This is a genomic window from Xanthobacter pseudotagetidis, assembly GCF_043194795.2.
GTDB lineage: Bacteria > Pseudomonadota > Alphaproteobacteria > Rhizobiales > Xanthobacteraceae > Xanthobacter > Xanthobacter tagetidis_A.
In genome coordinates this window covers 278,627-293,744 of sequence record NZ_CM195534.1, presented here as the reverse complement: position 1 = coordinate 293,744, position 15,118 = coordinate 278,627, and the positions used below count along the sequence as shown (strand labels likewise).

Genomic DNA, 15,118 nt, shown 5'->3' with positions numbered 1-15,118 from the left:
CGCATTCCCTTCCGGAAATCGCTCCGGCCGGGCGCAGATGAAGCCCCATTCCCGCTACGTCCGCTCCCTAATCTAGGTTGCGCCCCCTCTCTTGCCAAGGCGAGGGGGCGCCAGACCGCCTGAAATCAACGCGAGGCCGGGCCCTTGCGGCGCTCCGGCGCGGGCGATACGCACAGTTCGCCGCGCCGGATCGCCACCAGGGCGCCGGCGAGGGTGCGGCGAAATGGTGACGGCTCGCCTTTCAACCTGGCGTAGATCTGCTCCAGCATCGCCTCGAGCTTGGCGAGCTCGGCGGGTCCCTCGCGGCCGTTCTGGTCGATGGCGCGCGCGAGCAGGCGCAGGCCGATCTCCTTTGGCAGCTCGCCGAAGCCCGCGAGGTCGAGACGCACCGGCGCGCCGGCCTGCCATGGCGCGAGCCCGATCCGCGCCCCGGCCTGGTCGGTGGCGCGCTCCAGCGCCTCGTCCGCCCGCGCCATGCGCCGCGCGAACAGGGCCAGCCGCGCCGCGCTCAAGCCTTCATCGGCCAAGAGCGGCGCCAGAACCCTCAGGCGCGCCCGCGCGTAGCGGGTGTCGCCGTTGCTCGGATCCTCGACGAAAGGCACCCCGGCCGCCCGAAGCGTGGCGATGAGCCGCGCCTTGGGGAGGCCGAGCAGCGGCCGCAGCAGGGCAACGCCGTCACGCCGGCTCGCCGGGCGCATGGCGGCGAGGCCGGAGAGGCCGGAGCCGCGGGAGAGGCGGAACAGCACCGTCTCCGCCTGGTCGTCGAGCGTGTGGCCGAGGGCGATGGCGCCGCTTCCGCGCGCCTTCGCCTCGGCGGTCAGCAGCCGGTAGCGCGCGGCGCGCGCGGCCTCCTGGACGCCGGTGGTGGGCTTGGCGCCGCGCCAATGCAGGGTGCGGTGGGACAGGCCGATGGCGTCGGCGAGCGCGCGGACGGCCTCCGCCTCGCGCGCCGAGCCCGGCCGCAGCCCGTGGTCGACGGTGACGAGCCCGAGCATGGGACCCTCGCCCCTCGCCCTGCGCCAGCGCGCGGCGAGGACGGCGAGGGCGGTGGAATCCGGGCCGCCGGAGACCGCGATCAGAACGCCGGGATGGCCGAGGAAAGGGGCGAACAGGCCTTCGAGCTCGTCGTCGCCGACCGGTTCGGCGCGCGCGCCGCGCGGCCCTCGTAAGGAAGGGTCGCCGTCAGCAGCCGACACGCTTCTGCTCCCGCTCCACCGCCTGGCGCACGGCGGCCTGCGCGCGGGGATACTTGCGGTCCACCTCGGACAGGGTGGCGCAGGCAGCCTCCTTCTCGCCCAGGATGGCGAGCGACTGGCCGACGCGCAGCAGCGCCTCCGGGGCACGCAGGGAGTTGGGATATTTCACCGTCAGGTCCAGGAACGCGTTCGCCGCGTCCTTGTAGTTCTTCTGCAGGAACAGGCTCTCGCCCAGCATGAAGGTGGCGTCGGGGACCACGCGGTCATTGCCGCCGGCCTGGATGATCTGGCGGAAGGTCTGCTCGGCGCCGGCAAAGTCCTGGCGCTGGATCTGCCCCTGGCCGGCGTCGTAGAGCTCGCGCGGGGTGGCGCCGGGGCCGGGCAGGGCCGCGACCTGGGTTCCGGCGGCGCCGACGGGCGGGCGCACCAGCCCGGCCGAGGCGCTCGCCGGCGAACCGAGGGGCTGGGGGGCGCCGGGGGCGCCCGGCTCGGCATTGGGATCGAAGGCGTCCGAGCGCCGGCCGTTGGCGGCCGGAGCGAGCGGCGGCCTGGCCGAAGACGCGCCGCCGGTCGCGGCGGGCGGACGGGGAACGCCGCCGCCTTCCTCCAGGCGGCGGATCTGGGCCTCCAGCTGCTGGTTGCGGTACTGGAGCTGCTCCACCTGCCCGGTGAGCTGGCGCAGGGCGTTCTCGAGCCGCTCCATGCGCGTCACGAGCTCGGTCGCGTCGGCGCCCTGGGGATGCTCCTGGACCTGGCCCGGCGGCTTGAACAGGTTGCCGAACAGCCCGCCGTCCTGCTGCGCCGAGGCGGCGGGAGGAAAGGCGCACAGGGCGACGGCGAATACTCCGGCCAAAGCGCCGGCCACGGGCAGACGATGCATCATGATCGAGAACGGGGCGCTCGGTTTCGAGGGAGGAACGGGGAACCGTCCTCGGCCCTCATGTTACCGTTGGGATCGCGTCCAAAGTGTGACCCGGCAACGGGTTTCCGCTGCTCGGCGGCGATCTCCCGCAGGTCGCCCCGCGGGAGAGGGGCGCCCGTCAGGAGGCGCCGCCGGCGTTCAGCACCGTGACGGCGCGGCGGTTCTGCGACCAGCAGGAGATGTCGTTGCACACCGCCACCGGGCGCTCCTTGCCGTAGGAGATGGTGCGCATGCGGGCGATGTCGATGCCGCGCGAGGCGAGATAGTCGCGCACCGCCTGGGCGCGGCGGGCGCCGAGGGCGATGTTGTACTCGCGCGTGCCGCGCTCGTCCGCGTGGCCCTCGATGACGAAGGTGTAGCGGTTCCACTGCTGGAGCCACTGCGCCTGCCGGTCGAGGGTGGCGCGCGCCTGCGGGGTGAGGTCGGTCTGGTCGCTCTCGAAGAACACGCGGTCGCCGACGGCGACGATGAACTCCTGGGGAGACCCGGGGGGACCGGACTGGCCGCCCGCGGCATTGGGATTCGGCGTGTTCGCGCACGCGGCGAGCGCCAGCGCGAAGCCGAAAAGAGCCGCGAACCGGAAGCCGCGAGCAAAGCCGATGAAACGCATTCCGGTGTCTCCCTTCTCAACGCGTACCGGAGGCTTCATCTAGCCGCCGTCCGGTTAAGCGAACCTTCCGAGCGGGGCGTCCGCGGCGGCAACCCGCCTTGGGACGCCGCAAACCGCGGCGCATGGTTTCCCAAACCTTGTCGCGCCGCCCCGCATCCGGCCGAAGCGCCGCAATGCCATGTGCCGCGCGTGCGTCTGCGGACGCGGCGGCGGCTCGGCGTTTGGAGCTTCCAGGGCGGGATCGGTCCCGTCCGCCGGACGTGCCTTCACTGATGGCCTCTCATGGCGTCATCATGGCGAGGGGGTGCAGGGCTTGGGGCGGCGCCGGTCGAGGCGCAGGGGAGCCGCCGCCTGTGGCGCGAACGCAACAGCGGTCCGAGTCAGGCGCGCCCGTCGCGTTCCAGGAAGATCAGCTCGCTGCCGTCATAGGCGCGCCGCTCCAGCTCGCGGAAGCCTTCGGGCGCGGCGAAGGCGCCGGTGCGCTCCTCCACCACCACGAGCGCGTCGTCCGTGAGCCAGCCGTCCCGCGCCGCCGCGAGCGCGGCCTCGGCGAGACCCTTGCCGTAGGGCGGGTCGCAGAAGACGAGGCCGAACGGCCCGTCGTGCGGCCCGGCCGGGCCGAGGCGGCCGGCGTCGCGGCGGAAGACCTTGGTGGTCCCGGTGAGGCCGAGCGCCTCCACATTGTCGCGGATCAGCCCGCGCCCCTCGGTGCTGTCGTCCACGAACAGGCAGAAGCGCGCCCCGCGCGAGAGCGCCTCGATGCCGAGCGCGCCGGTGCCGGCGAACAGGTCGAGCACCCGCGCCCCGTCGCACGGGTCGCCATAGGCATGGGCGAGCATGTTGAACAGGCTCTCGCGCAGCCGGTCCGAGGTGGGGCGGACGAGGTCGGAGCGCGGGCCCTTCAGCGCGCGTCCCTTGAGGCGGCCGCCGACGATGCGCACGCCGCCGCCTCAGCGCTTGCCGCGCGGCCCCGGCCGGCCGCCTTTCGGCCCGCCCGCCGGCCGCCCGCCCTTTGCAGGACCCTTGCCGCCGAATCCCTTCGGCCCGGCGCCCTTGCTCCCGGGACCCTTCGGACCCGCACCGCGCGGCCGCTCGCCGCCGAAGCCCTCGCTGCGGGGACGCTCGCTTCCGCCGCCTTCGCTGCGGAAGCCGGCGCCGCCGCCGCGCCGGGGCGGGCGGCCGTCCTCCCGGCCGTCGCCGCGTTCGCCGAAGCCGCGGCCCTGGCCGCGCGGACCGGTGCCGGCGGCACCCTCGCGCCGGGGCGGGCGCTCGCCATAGGACGGACGCTCGCCGCGCGGCGGGCGCTCGCCGGCTCCGTCGTCCCGCCGCGCGCGGGGCGGGCGATCCTGGAAGCTGCGCTGCGGGCGCTCGCCGCCCCGCTGCTCATCGCCCCGTGGACGGGGCGGACGGGAGGCGCGCTCGGCCCTCTCGCCGGTGAAATCGTCGCGGCGCGGGCGGCCCGGACCGCGGCCGATGCGGTGGTCGCCCTCGCCCGCGCGGGGGCCGCGCGGGGGGCGCTCGGTTCCGGCGTCCTCCCGCCGCGCGCGGGGCGGCCGGTCCTGATAGCTGCGCTGCGGACGCTCGCCGTCGAAATCGTCGCGGCGGGCGCGCTGCGGCCGGTCGGCGAAGCTGCGGGAGGGGCGCTCGGCCCGTTCGCCGCTCCGGGTGCCGCCCTTGCGGAAATCGGGGCGCGCCTCGCGGTCGTCGGATCGGAAGGAGCGCCCACGCGGCCCCTCGCGGCGCTGCTCGCCCGCACCCTCCTCGCGGGCGAAGCGGCTCGGGCCGGCGCGGCGCGGCTTGTCGCCGAAGCGGCCCGCGGGCCGCTCGAAATCCCTGCCCCCGTCCTTGCCGGCGGGGCGGCCGCGGCGCGGTCCCTCGCTCTTGCCCGCGCGGGCGGGGCGGGCCGGGGCCTCCGTCTTCACCACCCGCTCGACCTTGACGGCACGGCCCTTGCGGTCCGCCACCGTGCCGAGGCTCTCCAGCTCACGCTCCTCGCGCCGCCGGCGGTCGCGGCCGCGCGGGGCGGGCGCGTCCTCGAACGCCTGCTCCTGCCGGGCGCGGCCGGCGCGGCGCGCCGCGTCGATCTCCTGCTCGCGCTTGACCTGCCGCTTGCCGGCGGGACGCAGCGGGCGCACCGGCGCTTCCTCGATCTCGCGCTCCACCAGCGGGCCGGAGAAATCCGCCCCCGCCGCGGCGGCGATCTCGGCACCGATCTGGTCGCGCAGGATGCGGGTCTTCACCTCCTCGATGCCGCCCTCGGCGATCTCGCCCAGCTGGAACGGCCCGTAGGAGACGCGGATCAGCCGCCCGACCTTGAGGCCGAGCGCGCCGAGCACGTTGCGCACCTCGCGGTTCTTGCCCTCGCGCAGCGCCACCGTGAGCCAGACATTGGCGCCCTGCGCGCGGTCCAGCGTCGCCTCGATGGGGCCGTACTCGATCCCATCGACGGTGATGCCCTTGATCAGCGCGTCGAGCTGCGCCTGGTCGACGGTGCCGTTGGCGCGCACGCGGTAGCGGCGCAGCCAGCCGGTCTCCGGCAGCTCCAGCACGCGGGCGAGGCCGCCGTCATTGGTGAGCAGCAGCAGCCCTTCGGAATTGAGGTCCAGCCGGCCGATGCTGACGAGGCGCGGCAGGCCCTGGGGCAGGATCTCGAACAGCGTCGTGCGCCCTTCCGGGTCGCGGTTGGTGGTCACCACGCCGGCGGGCTTGTGGTAGAGGAACAGGCGCGTGCGCTCGCGCTCCGGCAGCGGCGCGCCGTCGACCGTGATGGCGTCGGCGGCGGTCACGGTGAAGGCCGGGCTCTCCAAGACCGTGCCGTTCACGGCGACGCGGCCTTCGGCGATCCAGTCCTCGATCTCGCGGCGCGAGCCGAGCCCGGCGCGGGCGATGACCTTGGCGACGCGCTCGGCGTCCTTGCTGGGGGCCGCGGGGAGCGCGCGCTTGTCGCGCGGCACGCGGTTCTTTTCCTTGCGGGGCGGTGTGGTGCGGGGCATTCAGGGGCGATAGCACAGCGCGGGCGCCGCCGCGAGCGGCGCTTTTGGGGGAGTTTCGGGGATCGGATGTCGGGGACCTTCATGCAGATGGCGCTCAACGAGGCGCGCGCCGCCGCCGAGCGCGGCGAGGTTCCGGTGGGGGCGGTGCTGGTGCGCGGCTCCCAGGTGATCGCCCGCGACGGCAACCGCACCCGCGAGCTCTCGGACCCCACCGCCCATGCCGAGCTGCTGGTGCTGCGCGCCGGCGGGGCGGCGCTGAAGTCCGAGCGGCTGCTCAACTGCGACCTCTACGTGACGCTGGAGCCGTGCGCCATGTGCGCGGCGGCGATCTCGTTCGCGCGCATCCGCCGGCTCTATTTCGCCGCCGCCGACCCCAAGGGCGGCGGCGTGGAGCACGGCCCGCGCTTCTTCTCGCAGGCGACCTGCCACCACGCGCCCGAGGTCTATGGCGGCATCGCCGAGCGGCAGGCGTCCGAGGTGCTGAAGGCGTTCTTCAGGGAGCGGCGGTGAGGGGGGCGCTGGGACTGAGCCGCGTCGCGCGACCCCCACCCCCGCCCCTCCCCACAGGGGGGAGGGGCGCGCGAAGCCCCATCGCCGCGCTATTTCCCGGCCTGTCCGTTTGCTCCGGCCAGCCCGTGCGGGCCACCCCTCCCCCTTGCGGGGAGGGGATCGGGGTGGGGGTGCCGGGACACCCGAAAGCCCGTGCCCCCGCCTCACCCACCCGCCAGAAACGCCCCCGCCGCCTCCAGCACCGCCTCCGGCGCCTCCTCGCAGACGAAATGGCCGCTCGGCACCGCCGTGCCGGCGATGCCGGGGGCGAGCGCCGCCCATGCCTCCAGCGGGCTCGCGCCGCGGCTCGGGATGCCGGCCTCGCCCCAGACCGCGAAGGTCGGGCACAGTAGCGTCCGCCCGGCGGCGAGGTCCGCCTCGTCGTGGGCGAGGTCGATGGTGGCCCCCGCCCGGTAGTCCTCGCACATGGCGCGCAGGTGATCCGGCGCGTTGAAGGCGGCCCGGTAATGGGCGAGCGCGCGCGGGTCGAAGGCGGAGAGGTCCTTCTTCGCGGTCCAGCTCGCCAGCGTCCAGTCGAGGAACCAGCCGGCCTTCGGGCCGATCAGCGTCTCCGGCAGGGGATGCGGCTGGGCGAGGAACGCCCAGTGGTAGACCTGGAGCGCCCGCGCCCGGTCCATGCGGTGCCACATGACATAGGTGGGCACGATGTCGAGCACCACGAGCCGGTCGAGGCGGCCGGGATGGTCGAGACCCATGCGGTAGCCCACCCGCGCCCCCCGGTCGTGGCCCACGAGCGCGAAATGGGCGAAGCCCAGCTCCTCCATCACCTTCACCAAGGCGGCGGCGGTGGCGCGCTTGGAATAGGGCGCGTGGTCGGCGCCGGGGGCGGGCGCCGCGCTCCAGCCGTAGCCGGGCAGGTCCGGGATCACCAGGGTGTGGGTCTTCGCCAGGGCCGGGGCCACCTTGTGCCACATGGCGGAACACTGCGGGAAGCCGTGAAGCAGCAGCAGCGGCGGGCCCTCGCCGCCCTGGCGCACGAAGATGCGGCCCGCCTCGGTGTCGATGTTGTGCGCGGAAAAGCCGGGGAAAAGGTCGGCAAGGTCGGTCACGGCGTCCTCCGGGGCATGGGCCGCGATTCATAACGCGGGCGGCGAGGGTTCATGACGAAAATCCATTTGTGAAGCCGCGCGCGCGGCGCTACGCCGCGAACGGGAAGCGTAACAGGGCGAAAGAGGACGGAAAGTGCCGCACATTCTCTCGATCCAGTCGCACGTGGCCTACGGCCATGTGGGCAACGCCTCGGCGGTGTTTCCGCTCCAGCGGCTGGGGGTCGAGGTCTGGGCCATCAACACCGTGGAGTTCTCCAACCACACCGGCTACGGCGCCTGGCGCGGCCAGGTGTTCGACGCCGGCCTGGTGTCGGACCTGGTCGCCGGGATCGCCGACCGCGGGGTGCTCGGCCGCTGCGACGGCGTGCTCTCCGGCTACATGGGCGCGGCCGACATCGGCGCCGCCATCGTCGATGCGGTGGAGCGGGTGAAAAGCGCCAACCCCAAGGCCCTCTACTGCTGCGATCCGGTGATCGGCGACGTGGGGCGCGGCATCTTCGTGCGCCCCGGCATCCCCGAATTCATGTGCGAGCGCGCGGTGCCGGCGGCCGACATCATCACCCCCAACCATTTCGAGCTGGAGCTGCTCTCCGGCCGCAAGGCGACCAGCCTTGCGGACGCGATCGCCGCCTGCGACGCGCTCCACCGCATCGGCCCGAAGGTCATCCTCGTCACCAGCCTGCACACGCAGGAGACGCCCGACGGCTTCATCGACCTCGTCGCCTCGGGCCCCGACGGTCGATTCCTGGTGCGCACGCCGCGTCTTGACGTGAGCCTGAACGGCGCCGGCGACGCCATCGCCGCCTTGTTCTTCTTCCACCACCTGAGCACCGGCTCGACCGCCGCCGCGCTCTCGCGCGCCGCCTCCTCCGTCTTCGGCCTCCTGGAGCGGACCGAAAAAGCACAGTCGCGGGAATTGCTTCTGGTGGAGGCGCAGGAGGAGTTCGTTGCCCCCTCGCGCCTCTTCACGGCCACGGCGATTTAAGGCAAATTTGTGGCGCCGCGCCGTCCGGCGCGGTCCTTCCATCCTGTGCGCGGGGGCGCGGGGAGACGAAGCTCGTTGCGCGGGGCCCGGCTCGAAGGGCCGGCCGCCGCCTGGGGACATGGGATGCCACGCCGGTACGTGACGCTCGACGTCTTCACCTCCCGTCCGTTCGGGGGCAATCCGCTCGCCGTGGTCCTCGACGCCCAGGGGCTCGACGACGCGGCCATGCAGCAGATCGCCCGCGAGTTCAACGTCTCCGAGACGGTGTTCGTGCTGCCGCCGAAGAACCCCGCCAACAAGGCGCGCATCCGCATCTTCACGGTCGCCCACGAGATGCCGTTCGCCGGCCACCCCACCGTCGGCGCGGCGGTGCTGCTCGCCCTGGAGGGCAAGATGGAGAAGGGCACCTTCTCCATCGAGGAGCAGATCGGCGCCATCAAGTGCGAGGTGGCGACCCAGGGGCCGGGCTCGCGCAAGGGCACGGCGGTGTTCACCGCGCCGCGCCGCGGCGAGCTGGAGGAGGTCAACCTCTCCCGCGCCGCCTGCGCCGACGCGCTGAGCCTCGACCCGAGCGACATCGGCTTCGACGCCCACCGTCCGGTGGTGGCCTCCGCCGGCGTGCCGTTCCTGTTCGTGCCGCTGTCGAACCTCACCGCGCTCGCCCGCGCCCGCCCCGACGAGGCCGCCTTCATCGCCGCGCTGGGCGCGTTCGGCGAGGCGCTCTATCTCTACACGCCCGACGAGGAGGGCGACGCCGACTTCCGCGCCCGCATGTTCTCCCCCGGCCTCGGCACCGAGGAGGACCCGGCGACCGGCGCCGCCGCCGCCGCCTTCCCCACCGTGCTGATGGACGCGGAGAACCGCGTCGACGGCCACCACAAGGTGCGCATCGACCAGGGCTTCGAGATGGGCCGGCCGAGCCGGCTCGACCTCGGCTTCACGGTGAAGGGCGGGCAGCTGGTGGAGGCCACCATCGGCGGCGGGGCGGTGGTGATCGCGGAAGGCGTGCTGCACCTGTGAGGCGCGGCCGGCGGGGACGAGCCGCGCCGGCGCCGGATTTTACAGTGGCGTCAAGTCGTTCCCGAGCGGTACGTCACGCAAAATTCACGCCCGCGCCCTTGGCGCGGGGCCTATGCGGACTATCTTCTCCCCATCCCCAAGGCCGCGCTCCGGCCTTCCCCCCATGCGAGAGCCTGCCCTCATGAGCGCCACGCATCCCTCCCTGTTCGACAGCTTCCGCCTCGGCGACGCCACCCTCTCCAACCGGGTCGTCATGGCCCCGCTCACCCGCAATCGCGCGGCGGCGGGCGGCGTGCCCGGTCCGTTCGCGCTCGAATACTATGCCCAGCGGGCCGGCGCCGGCCTCATCATCACCGAGGGCTCTCCCATCTCCCAGGAGGGACAGGGCTATCAGGACACGCCCGGCATCTACACCGACGCCCAGGTGGAAGGCTGGAAGAAGATCACCGACGCGGTGCACGCCAAGGGCGGGCACATCTACATCCAGATCTGGCACGTGGGCCGCGTCTCCCACGTCTCGCTCCAGCCCGGCGGCGCGCCGCCGCTCGCGCCCTCCGCCCTCCGCGCCGAGACCAAGACCTACGTGAACAACGGCTTCGTCGAGACCTCCGAGCCGCGCGCGCTCAAGACCGAGGAGATCCCGCTCATCGTCGACCAGTATCGCCGCGCCGCCGCCAACGCGGTGCGGGCCGGCTTCGACGGCGTGGAGCTGCACGGCGCCAACGGCTATCTCATCGACCAGTTCCTGAAGGACGGCACCAACCGGCGCACCGACCGGTATGGCGGCTCGATCGAGAACCGCGCCCGCTTCCTCATGGAGGTGGTGGACGCGGTCTCGGCCGAGATCGGCGCCAGGCGCACGGGTCTGCGCCTCTCCCCGGTCTCGCCCGCCAACGGCATCTCCGAGAGCAACCCCCAGCCGCTGTTCAACCACGTGATGGACGAGCTGGAGAAGCGCCACCCGGTCTATGTGCACGTGGTGGAGGGCGCCACCGGCGGGCCGCGCGACATCACCCCGGGCTTCTCGTTCGAAGAACTGCGCAAGCGCTATTCCGGCGCCTGGATGGTGAACAACGGCTACGACCGCGCCATGGCCGAGAGCGCGGTGGCCGAGGGCAAGGCGGACCTGGTCGCCTTCGGCAAGGCGTTCATCTCCAATCCCGACCTGGTGGAGCGCCTGAAGCGCGGCGCGCCCCTCAACGAGCCGGTCCGCGAGACCTTCTATGGCGGCGGCGCCGAGGGCTATGTGGACTATCCGACCCTCGAGGGCGTGGGGGCCTGATGGCCCCCGGCCGGGGCGCGGGGGCGGCGGGCGCGGAGCGGCGCATCGCCCCGGTCCGCGCGCTCGACCTCGTCCTGGAGCCCGGCGGCTGGCCTGAGGCCGAGCCGCACCGGGGCGAGATCGAGGCCCATTTCGCCGCCCGGCGCGCCGCCAACCCCGCCTTGTGGAACGGCGCGCTCCTGCTCCTGCGCCGCCACGCTCTGGTCGACGGCGTGTTCTCGGGCGCGTTCCGCCAGACCGACTTTGCCGCCTTCCTCTGGTGGCGCGAGGCGATGGAGTGGCGCGATCTCGGCCTGGTCAACGCCTTTGCCCTCGCCGCCATCGAGGGGGCCGACGGCGCCTTCGTCCTGGGCGTCATGGGGCCGACGACGGCGGTGCCGGGCCAGACCTACTTTCCCGGCGGCACGCCCGACCTGTCGGACGTCGCCGACGGGGGCCGGGTCGACCTCGACGGCCAGGCCATGCGCGAGCTGGCCGAGGAGACCGGCCTCCAGCCGCGCGACGTGGCCCGCGACGAGGGCTTCGTGGCGCTCTTTGACGGCCCGCGCATCGCCTTCATGCGCCGTCTCGTCTTCGCCGCGACCGGCGCGGAGCTGGCGGGGCGCATCCGCGGGTTTCTCGCCGCCGAGCGGGAGCCGGAACTGGAGGACGTGCTGGTGGTGCGGGACGAGCGAGACATTACGCCGCGCGTCGTGCCGTTCGCCGCGGCCTATATCCGCGCTCGCTGGGCGGCAGGCCGCCGCTGACGGCGAGGAAGCCGGAGGGAAGTCCATGGTCCGCAGCTGGTTCGAATGTCTCCGCGGCAGCATGCTCGCGCTCGCGCTGGCGATGCCGGGCGCGGCCGTGGCCGAGGGCTGGGGCGAGTATCGCCAGCCCGACCTGACCGGCGCCGTGTACGCCGCCGCCAATGGCGACCTCCTGTTCCTCGTCGGCTGCAAGGACGGCGGCAAGCCGGCGCTCCAGGCGGTGCTGCCCGAGGGCAGCAAGGCCCGCTCCGGCCGGCAGGGCAGCCTCTCCCTGACGGTCGACGGGCGCGGCTTCGGCTATTCCGGCGAGGTGATGGACCTGGAGGACGGCGCCGGGAAGGTGATCATCGCCACGATCAAGGCGAACGATCCGCTGCTGAAGGCGCTCGCCGACGGCACCGAGCTGAAGGTGGCCCAGGGGCGGGTTTCCTATGCGCTTCCCCTCGCCGGCGCCGGTCCGGCGCTCGCCAGCTTCCTGTCGGCCTGCGGACCCAAGCCGCGCGGCGCGGCGCAGGCATCGGCCCAGCCGGCCGAGACGGCGCCTCAGCCCGCCGCCGAGGCGACGCCGGCCGCGTCCGCCGCGGCGCAGGGCGAGCGGGCCGAGCGCGCCAGGCCGCAGCCGCTGCCCGGCAACGAGGCGCTGGCGGACGCCATCTTCGTCGACAAGCAGGAGGGCCGCCGCATCGCCGGCAAGCTGAAGGTCGCGGCCATCGACCTGAACGGCGACGGCGCCAACGAGGCCATCGTCACCGTCACCGATCCCGGCTGGTGCGGGGAGAACGGCTGCACCATCTTCGTGGTCGACTTCTCGGGCGGCCAGGCGCGCACCATCGGCGAGTTCATCGGCCAGAGCCTCACCCCCGGCAAGGGTCGCACGGGCGAGTGGCGCGACCTGGTTCTGCGCGGCCCCACCGGCCAGGAGGTGGAGAACTTCGTGGACGGCCGCTACCGCTGATCGCGCCCGGTAAAGCGGCGGCCTTGGCTTCGTCTTTTTGGGCGACACGGCCACCTCCACGGCGAAGCACGGCACCGCCTGGCCGGCCGCCGGAACGAACCGGACCGCCTTCACGCGCGCCCGGTTCGCATCGTCGCGCGATGATGTGAATTGCACCTTCTCCAAATTGAGAGGCCCCGAGCCCAAGACAATGCGAGCAAGATGGGAAGATGCTCGGTATTCAACCACCGATTTGAGTTGATCGTGCCCTTGATGTCGATATAGTCTTAAAAAAAATAATTGGAGGAGACGCCCCGGTCATGGCGACCCTGGAGGAGCGGCGCACGATTGTGGTCGTTCATTGCGGCGACCTGCGCGTGGGAATTCCGGTGGACACTGTCCGGAAGGTTGTTGCCGCGCCCGTTCCATCTCCGCTTCCGGAAGCGCCGGCGATCGTCGCCGGCTTGCTCAACCTGCATGGCACGCCGCTGGTCGTCGTCGATCTCGCGCGGCGGGGCGGCGGCGCGCGCGAGGCGATCACGCTCGCCAGCCGCATCGTCGTGGTCGAGACGCCGTCGCAATCTTTCGGATTGCTGTGCGAAGCCGTGGAAGGCGCCCGCGCCATCAGCGATCGGGACTGGCTCGCTCTTGACGAGATCGTTCCCGGAACCGGCTATCTCGCCGCCGGCACCGCGGGAGAGGAAGAGCTGATCGTGCTGCGCGATCCGGGCACATGGCTGTCCGCCAGCGATGTCGAGGACCTCAAGGCGGCCATCGACCGGCATCATTTCGGCCTTGTGTCATGAGCCCAACGAGCTGCGATCTCACGGCTTTCCGGGGCCTGATATCGCAGCGGCTGGGCTTGGCTCTGCCCGATCGCTTCGACAGGCATCTCAAGCCCGCGCTCGATCGCGTCCGTGATCTTCTCGAGGGCCCCGGCGGACGACCCGCCTGGCTTGAGCTCGAGGCGCAGCCGTGGTCCGCGCCGGCTTGGCAGGAGGTCATCAAGCGCGTCACCGTCCGGGAGACCTCGTTCTTCCGCCAGCGGACCTGGTGGGACTCGCTGATCGAGGCGGCGCTGCGCCCCCTCGTCGCCGCCCGGCGGCGCGACGGCAGCCGGCGGCTGCGGTGCCTCAGCGTCGGCTGCGCCTCCGGCGAGGAGCCCTATTCGCTCGCGATCATCCTGGAAGGCCTGATCGGCCTGGAGGCCGGCTGGACCGTGGAGATCGTCGGCCTCGACCTGTGCGCGGCGGCGCTGGAGGGAGCCCGGGCGGGCGTCTACGACATGCGCGCGATCCGCGAGGTGAGCCCGGAAGACCGCGCGCGCTGGTTTCGGCCCGCCGGCCGCGCGCATGTCGCCCTCGACGCGCGGCTGCGCGGCAAGGTGGACTTCCGCCTGTTCAATCTCGCGGACGCGGCGGCGGCCGGCCCCGAGGGTGCGGCCGCAGGCGCGCTCGCAGGGCCGGCGGATTTTGTCATCTGCCGGAACATGCTGATCCACATGGAGCCGTCGCTCCAGCCGGCGTTCGCCCGGGCGCTGTGCGCGCTGGTGAGGGAGGGCGGCATGCTGGCGGTCTCGCCGGTGGAGGCGACCGCATCCTGGTTCGCTCCCCTGCGGCTTTTGACCGTTGGCCACGCCATCCTGTTCGTCAATGAGGGGCGGAAGGCCGCGACCGCAGCCCGAACCGCCTTTCGGAGCGCCGCGGCGGAGAGCGCCACCGCGGCGCCGCGCGCGCATCCAAGCGAGGGAGCTGAGCCCGCCGCGGCGCCGCGCAGGAAGGCGGCGGCGCACGAGGATGCGGATCCGCTCCAGCGGGCACGCCTGCTCGCGGATCTCGGCCTCCTGCAGGAGGCCCGGCACCTGTGCGGCCAGATGCTGGCGACGCGTCCCGAGGCCCGCCTGCTCATGGCGCTGGTCTGCCAGGCGCTCGCCGACATCCCGGCCGCGGAGGCCGCGGCCCGGCACAGCCTCGCGGCGGCGCCGGGCGCGGCCGCGGCCCACTATGTCGATGCCATCGTCCAGCTGCGCAAGGGCGAGACCGAGCGGGCGCGGCGCGCCCTGGGCGAGGCGGTGCGGCTGCTCGACATGGACGCCGGCGGCAATCTGGTGGGCCGCCAGCTCGGCATCGAGGCCGGCCACATCCGGCAGGCCGCGCGGCGGCTCGGCGCCCTTCCGGCGGAAGGAGGCGGCCGTGCCCGACCGGTCTGAGCCGCGCCTTTCCGCGCAGAGCATCGATTGGGGGCGCATCCACGAGCGCCTCGACTCGATCTCCATGCGACTGGCGGACGGCGATTCGCCGGAGGCGCTGGCCGCGCGCATGGCGCAGCGGGCCCAGGCGCTGGCCGCTCCCGAGGAGCGCACCGGCCCCGCGCCCGGCGACGACCTGGTGGTGTTCGGGCTCGCCGGCCAGCGCTACGCCATCGATATCCCCGCGGCGGAGGCCGTGGTGCCCATCGACCAGCTGGTTCCGCTTCCCGGGCTCGGCGCGGCGCATCTCGGCCTGCTGATGCACCGCGGCCTGCTGTACGCCGTCGTCGACGTCAACGCTTTGCTGGATCGGCCGGTGGCCGAGCCGGCGACGCCGGCCTTCGCCGTCCTGCTCAACGATCCCGGCTGCGCCATCGGGCTCGCCGCCGACGCGCTGTTCGGCGTGGCGCGGGAGGCCACGCCAGAGCGCGGCGGCGCCGGCGCCGGCCTCCTCTGCGCGCTGCTGCCGGACGGCACCGGCGTGCTTGACGCCGAGGCGCTGTCGCTCAGCGCGCGTCTCGTCGTCGACCACCGCCTGCGCCCCTCTTCCCCGCCATAGAAGA

General features: G+C 73.3%; 15 protein-coding genes. 9 read left to right on the top strand and 6 right to left on the bottom strand.

Features of this window, described 5'->3' with window-relative positions:
* Positions 1-125: 125 nt before the first annotated feature.
* From tilS to V5F67_RS01390, 5 genes are all read right to left on the bottom strand, one after another.
* The gene (tilS, locus tag V5F67_RS01410) at positions 126-1,196 is read right to left on the bottom strand and encodes a tRNA lysidine(34) synthetase TilS (protein ID WP_394020535.1); all 1,071 of its coding nucleotides are present in this window, start codon (positions 1,194-1,196) and stop codon (positions 126-128) included.
* The gene (gene ybgF, locus V5F67_RS01405) at positions 1,183-2,079 is read right to left on the bottom strand and encodes a tol-pal system protein YbgF (RefSeq protein WP_394020537.1); all 897 of its coding nucleotides are present in this window, start codon (positions 2,077-2,079) and stop codon (positions 1,183-1,185) included. Before ybgF ends, tilS begins: the two co-directional genes overlap by 14 nt.
* A gap of 157 nt (positions 2,080-2,236) precedes the next feature.
* Positions 2,237-2,728, bottom strand: coding sequence for a peptidoglycan-associated lipoprotein Pal (gene pal, locus V5F67_RS01400; protein ID WP_394020539.1), 492 nt, complete (start codon positions 2,726-2,728; stop codon positions 2,237-2,239).
* A gap of 380 nt (positions 2,729-3,108) precedes the next feature.
* On the bottom strand, positions 3,109-3,669 hold the full coding sequence (gene rsmD, locus V5F67_RS01395) for a 16S rRNA (guanine(966)-N(2))-methyltransferase RsmD (RefSeq protein ID WP_394020541.1): 561 nt from the start codon (positions 3,667-3,669) through the stop codon (positions 3,109-3,111).
* 9 nt (positions 3,670-3,678) lie between these two features.
* Positions 3,679-5,721 (bottom strand): pseudouridine synthase, encoded by a 2,043-nt coding sequence (locus V5F67_RS01390; RefSeq protein ID WP_509210599.1) that lies wholly within the window; start codon positions 5,719-5,721, stop codon positions 3,679-3,681.
* A 66-nt stretch (positions 5,722-5,787) separates the two neighbouring features.
* Between V5F67_RS01390 and V5F67_RS01385 the strand changes: the two genes are divergently transcribed.
* Positions 5,788-6,231 carry a nucleoside deaminase gene (locus tag V5F67_RS01385; protein ID WP_394020545.1) on the top strand — a complete coding sequence of 148 codons (444 nt, stop codon included), beginning with the start codon at positions 5,788-5,790 and terminating at the stop codon, positions 6,229-6,231.
* 203 nt (positions 6,232-6,434) lie between these two features.
* Here V5F67_RS01385 and V5F67_RS01380 read toward each other — a convergent pair whose 3' ends face one another.
* Entirely contained in the window at positions 6,435-7,340 is a 906-nt protein-coding gene (locus tag V5F67_RS01380; protein ID WP_394020547.1) for an alpha/beta fold hydrolase, read from the bottom strand.
* Between the two features lie 133 nt (positions 7,341-7,473).
* On the opposite strand from V5F67_RS01380, the gene pdxY reads away from it, so the two are divergent.
* From pdxY to V5F67_RS01340, 8 genes are all read left to right on the top strand, one after another.
* Positions 7,474-8,325, top strand: a complete 852-nt coding sequence (pdxY, locus tag V5F67_RS01375; RefSeq protein ID WP_394020549.1) for a pyridoxal kinase PdxY — start codon at positions 7,474-7,476, stop codon at positions 8,323-8,325.
* Between the two features lie 123 nt (positions 8,326-8,448).
* Positions 8,449-9,345, top strand: coding sequence for a PhzF family protein (locus V5F67_RS01370; protein ID WP_394020551.1), 897 nt, complete (start codon positions 8,449-8,451; stop codon positions 9,343-9,345).
* A gap of 181 nt (positions 9,346-9,526) precedes the next feature.
* The gene (locus tag V5F67_RS01365; protein WP_394020553.1) at positions 9,527-10,627 is read left to right on the top strand and encodes an alkene reductase; all 1,101 of its coding nucleotides are present in this window, start codon (positions 9,527-9,529) and stop codon (positions 10,625-10,627) included.
* Complete coding sequence (locus V5F67_RS01360; RefSeq protein WP_394020555.1) at positions 10,627-11,373, top strand: NUDIX hydrolase; 747 nt, start codon at positions 10,627-10,629, stop codon at positions 11,371-11,373. The genes V5F67_RS01365 and V5F67_RS01360 overlap by 1 nt, the downstream gene beginning before the upstream one ends.
* Positions 11,374-11,398: 25 nt before the next feature.
* A complete protein-coding gene (locus tag V5F67_RS01355; protein WP_394020557.1) occupies positions 11,399-12,328 on the top strand; it encodes a hypothetical protein in 930 nt (309 codons plus the stop codon).
* A gap of 299 nt (positions 12,329-12,627) precedes the next feature.
* The gene (locus V5F67_RS01350; RefSeq protein ID WP_394020559.1) at positions 12,628-13,113 is read left to right on the top strand and encodes a chemotaxis protein CheW; all 486 of its coding nucleotides are present in this window, start codon (positions 12,628-12,630) and stop codon (positions 13,111-13,113) included.
* Between the two features lie 56 nt (positions 13,114-13,169).
* A complete protein-coding gene (locus tag V5F67_RS01345; protein WP_394020561.1) occupies positions 13,170-14,516 on the top strand; it encodes a CheR family methyltransferase in 1,347 nt (448 codons plus the stop codon).
* Positions 14,500-15,114 carry a chemotaxis protein CheW gene (locus V5F67_RS01340; protein WP_394020563.1) on the top strand — a complete coding sequence of 205 codons (615 nt, stop codon included), beginning with the start codon at positions 14,500-14,502 and terminating at the stop codon, positions 15,112-15,114. The genes V5F67_RS01345 and V5F67_RS01340 overlap by 17 nt, the downstream gene beginning before the upstream one ends.
* Positions 15,115-15,118 lie beyond the last annotated feature (4 nt).

What these genes read in the sequence shown, in the direction of transcription:
- V5F67_RS01365 (WP_394020553.1), top strand. Translation starts at nt 9,527, where the DNA reads ATGAGCGCCACGCATCCCTCCCTGTTCGACAGCTTCCGCCTCGGCGAC.
- V5F67_RS01355 (WP_394020557.1), top strand. Translation starts at nt 11,399, where the DNA reads ATGGTCCGCAGCTGGTTCGAATGTCTCCGCGGCAGCATGCTCGCGCTC.
- V5F67_RS01370 (WP_394020551.1), top strand. Translation starts at nt 8,449, where the DNA reads ATGCCACGCCGGTACGTGACGCTCGACGTCTTCACCTCCCGTCCGTTC.
- pal (WP_394020539.1), bottom strand. Translation starts at nt 2,728, where the DNA reads ATGCGTTTCATCGGCTTTGCTCGCGGCTTCCGGTTCGCGGCTCTTTTC.
- V5F67_RS01385 (WP_394020545.1), top strand. Translation starts at nt 5,788, where the DNA reads ATGTCGGGGACCTTCATGCAGATGGCGCTCAACGAGGCGCGCGCCGCC.
- V5F67_RS01350 (WP_394020559.1), top strand. Translation starts at nt 12,628, where the DNA reads ATGGCGACCCTGGAGGAGCGGCGCACGATTGTGGTCGTTCATTGCGGC.
- V5F67_RS01390 (WP_509210599.1), bottom strand. Translation starts at nt 5,721, where the DNA reads ATGCCCCGCACCACACCGCCCCGCAAGGAAAAGAACCGCGTGCCGCGC.
- V5F67_RS01360 (WP_394020555.1), top strand. Translation starts at nt 10,627, where the DNA reads ATGGCCCCCGGCCGGGGCGCGGGGGCGGCGGGCGCGGAGCGGCGCATC.
- ybgF (WP_394020537.1), bottom strand. Translation starts at nt 2,079, where the DNA reads ATGATGCATCGTCTGCCCGTGGCCGGCGCTTTGGCCGGAGTATTCGCC.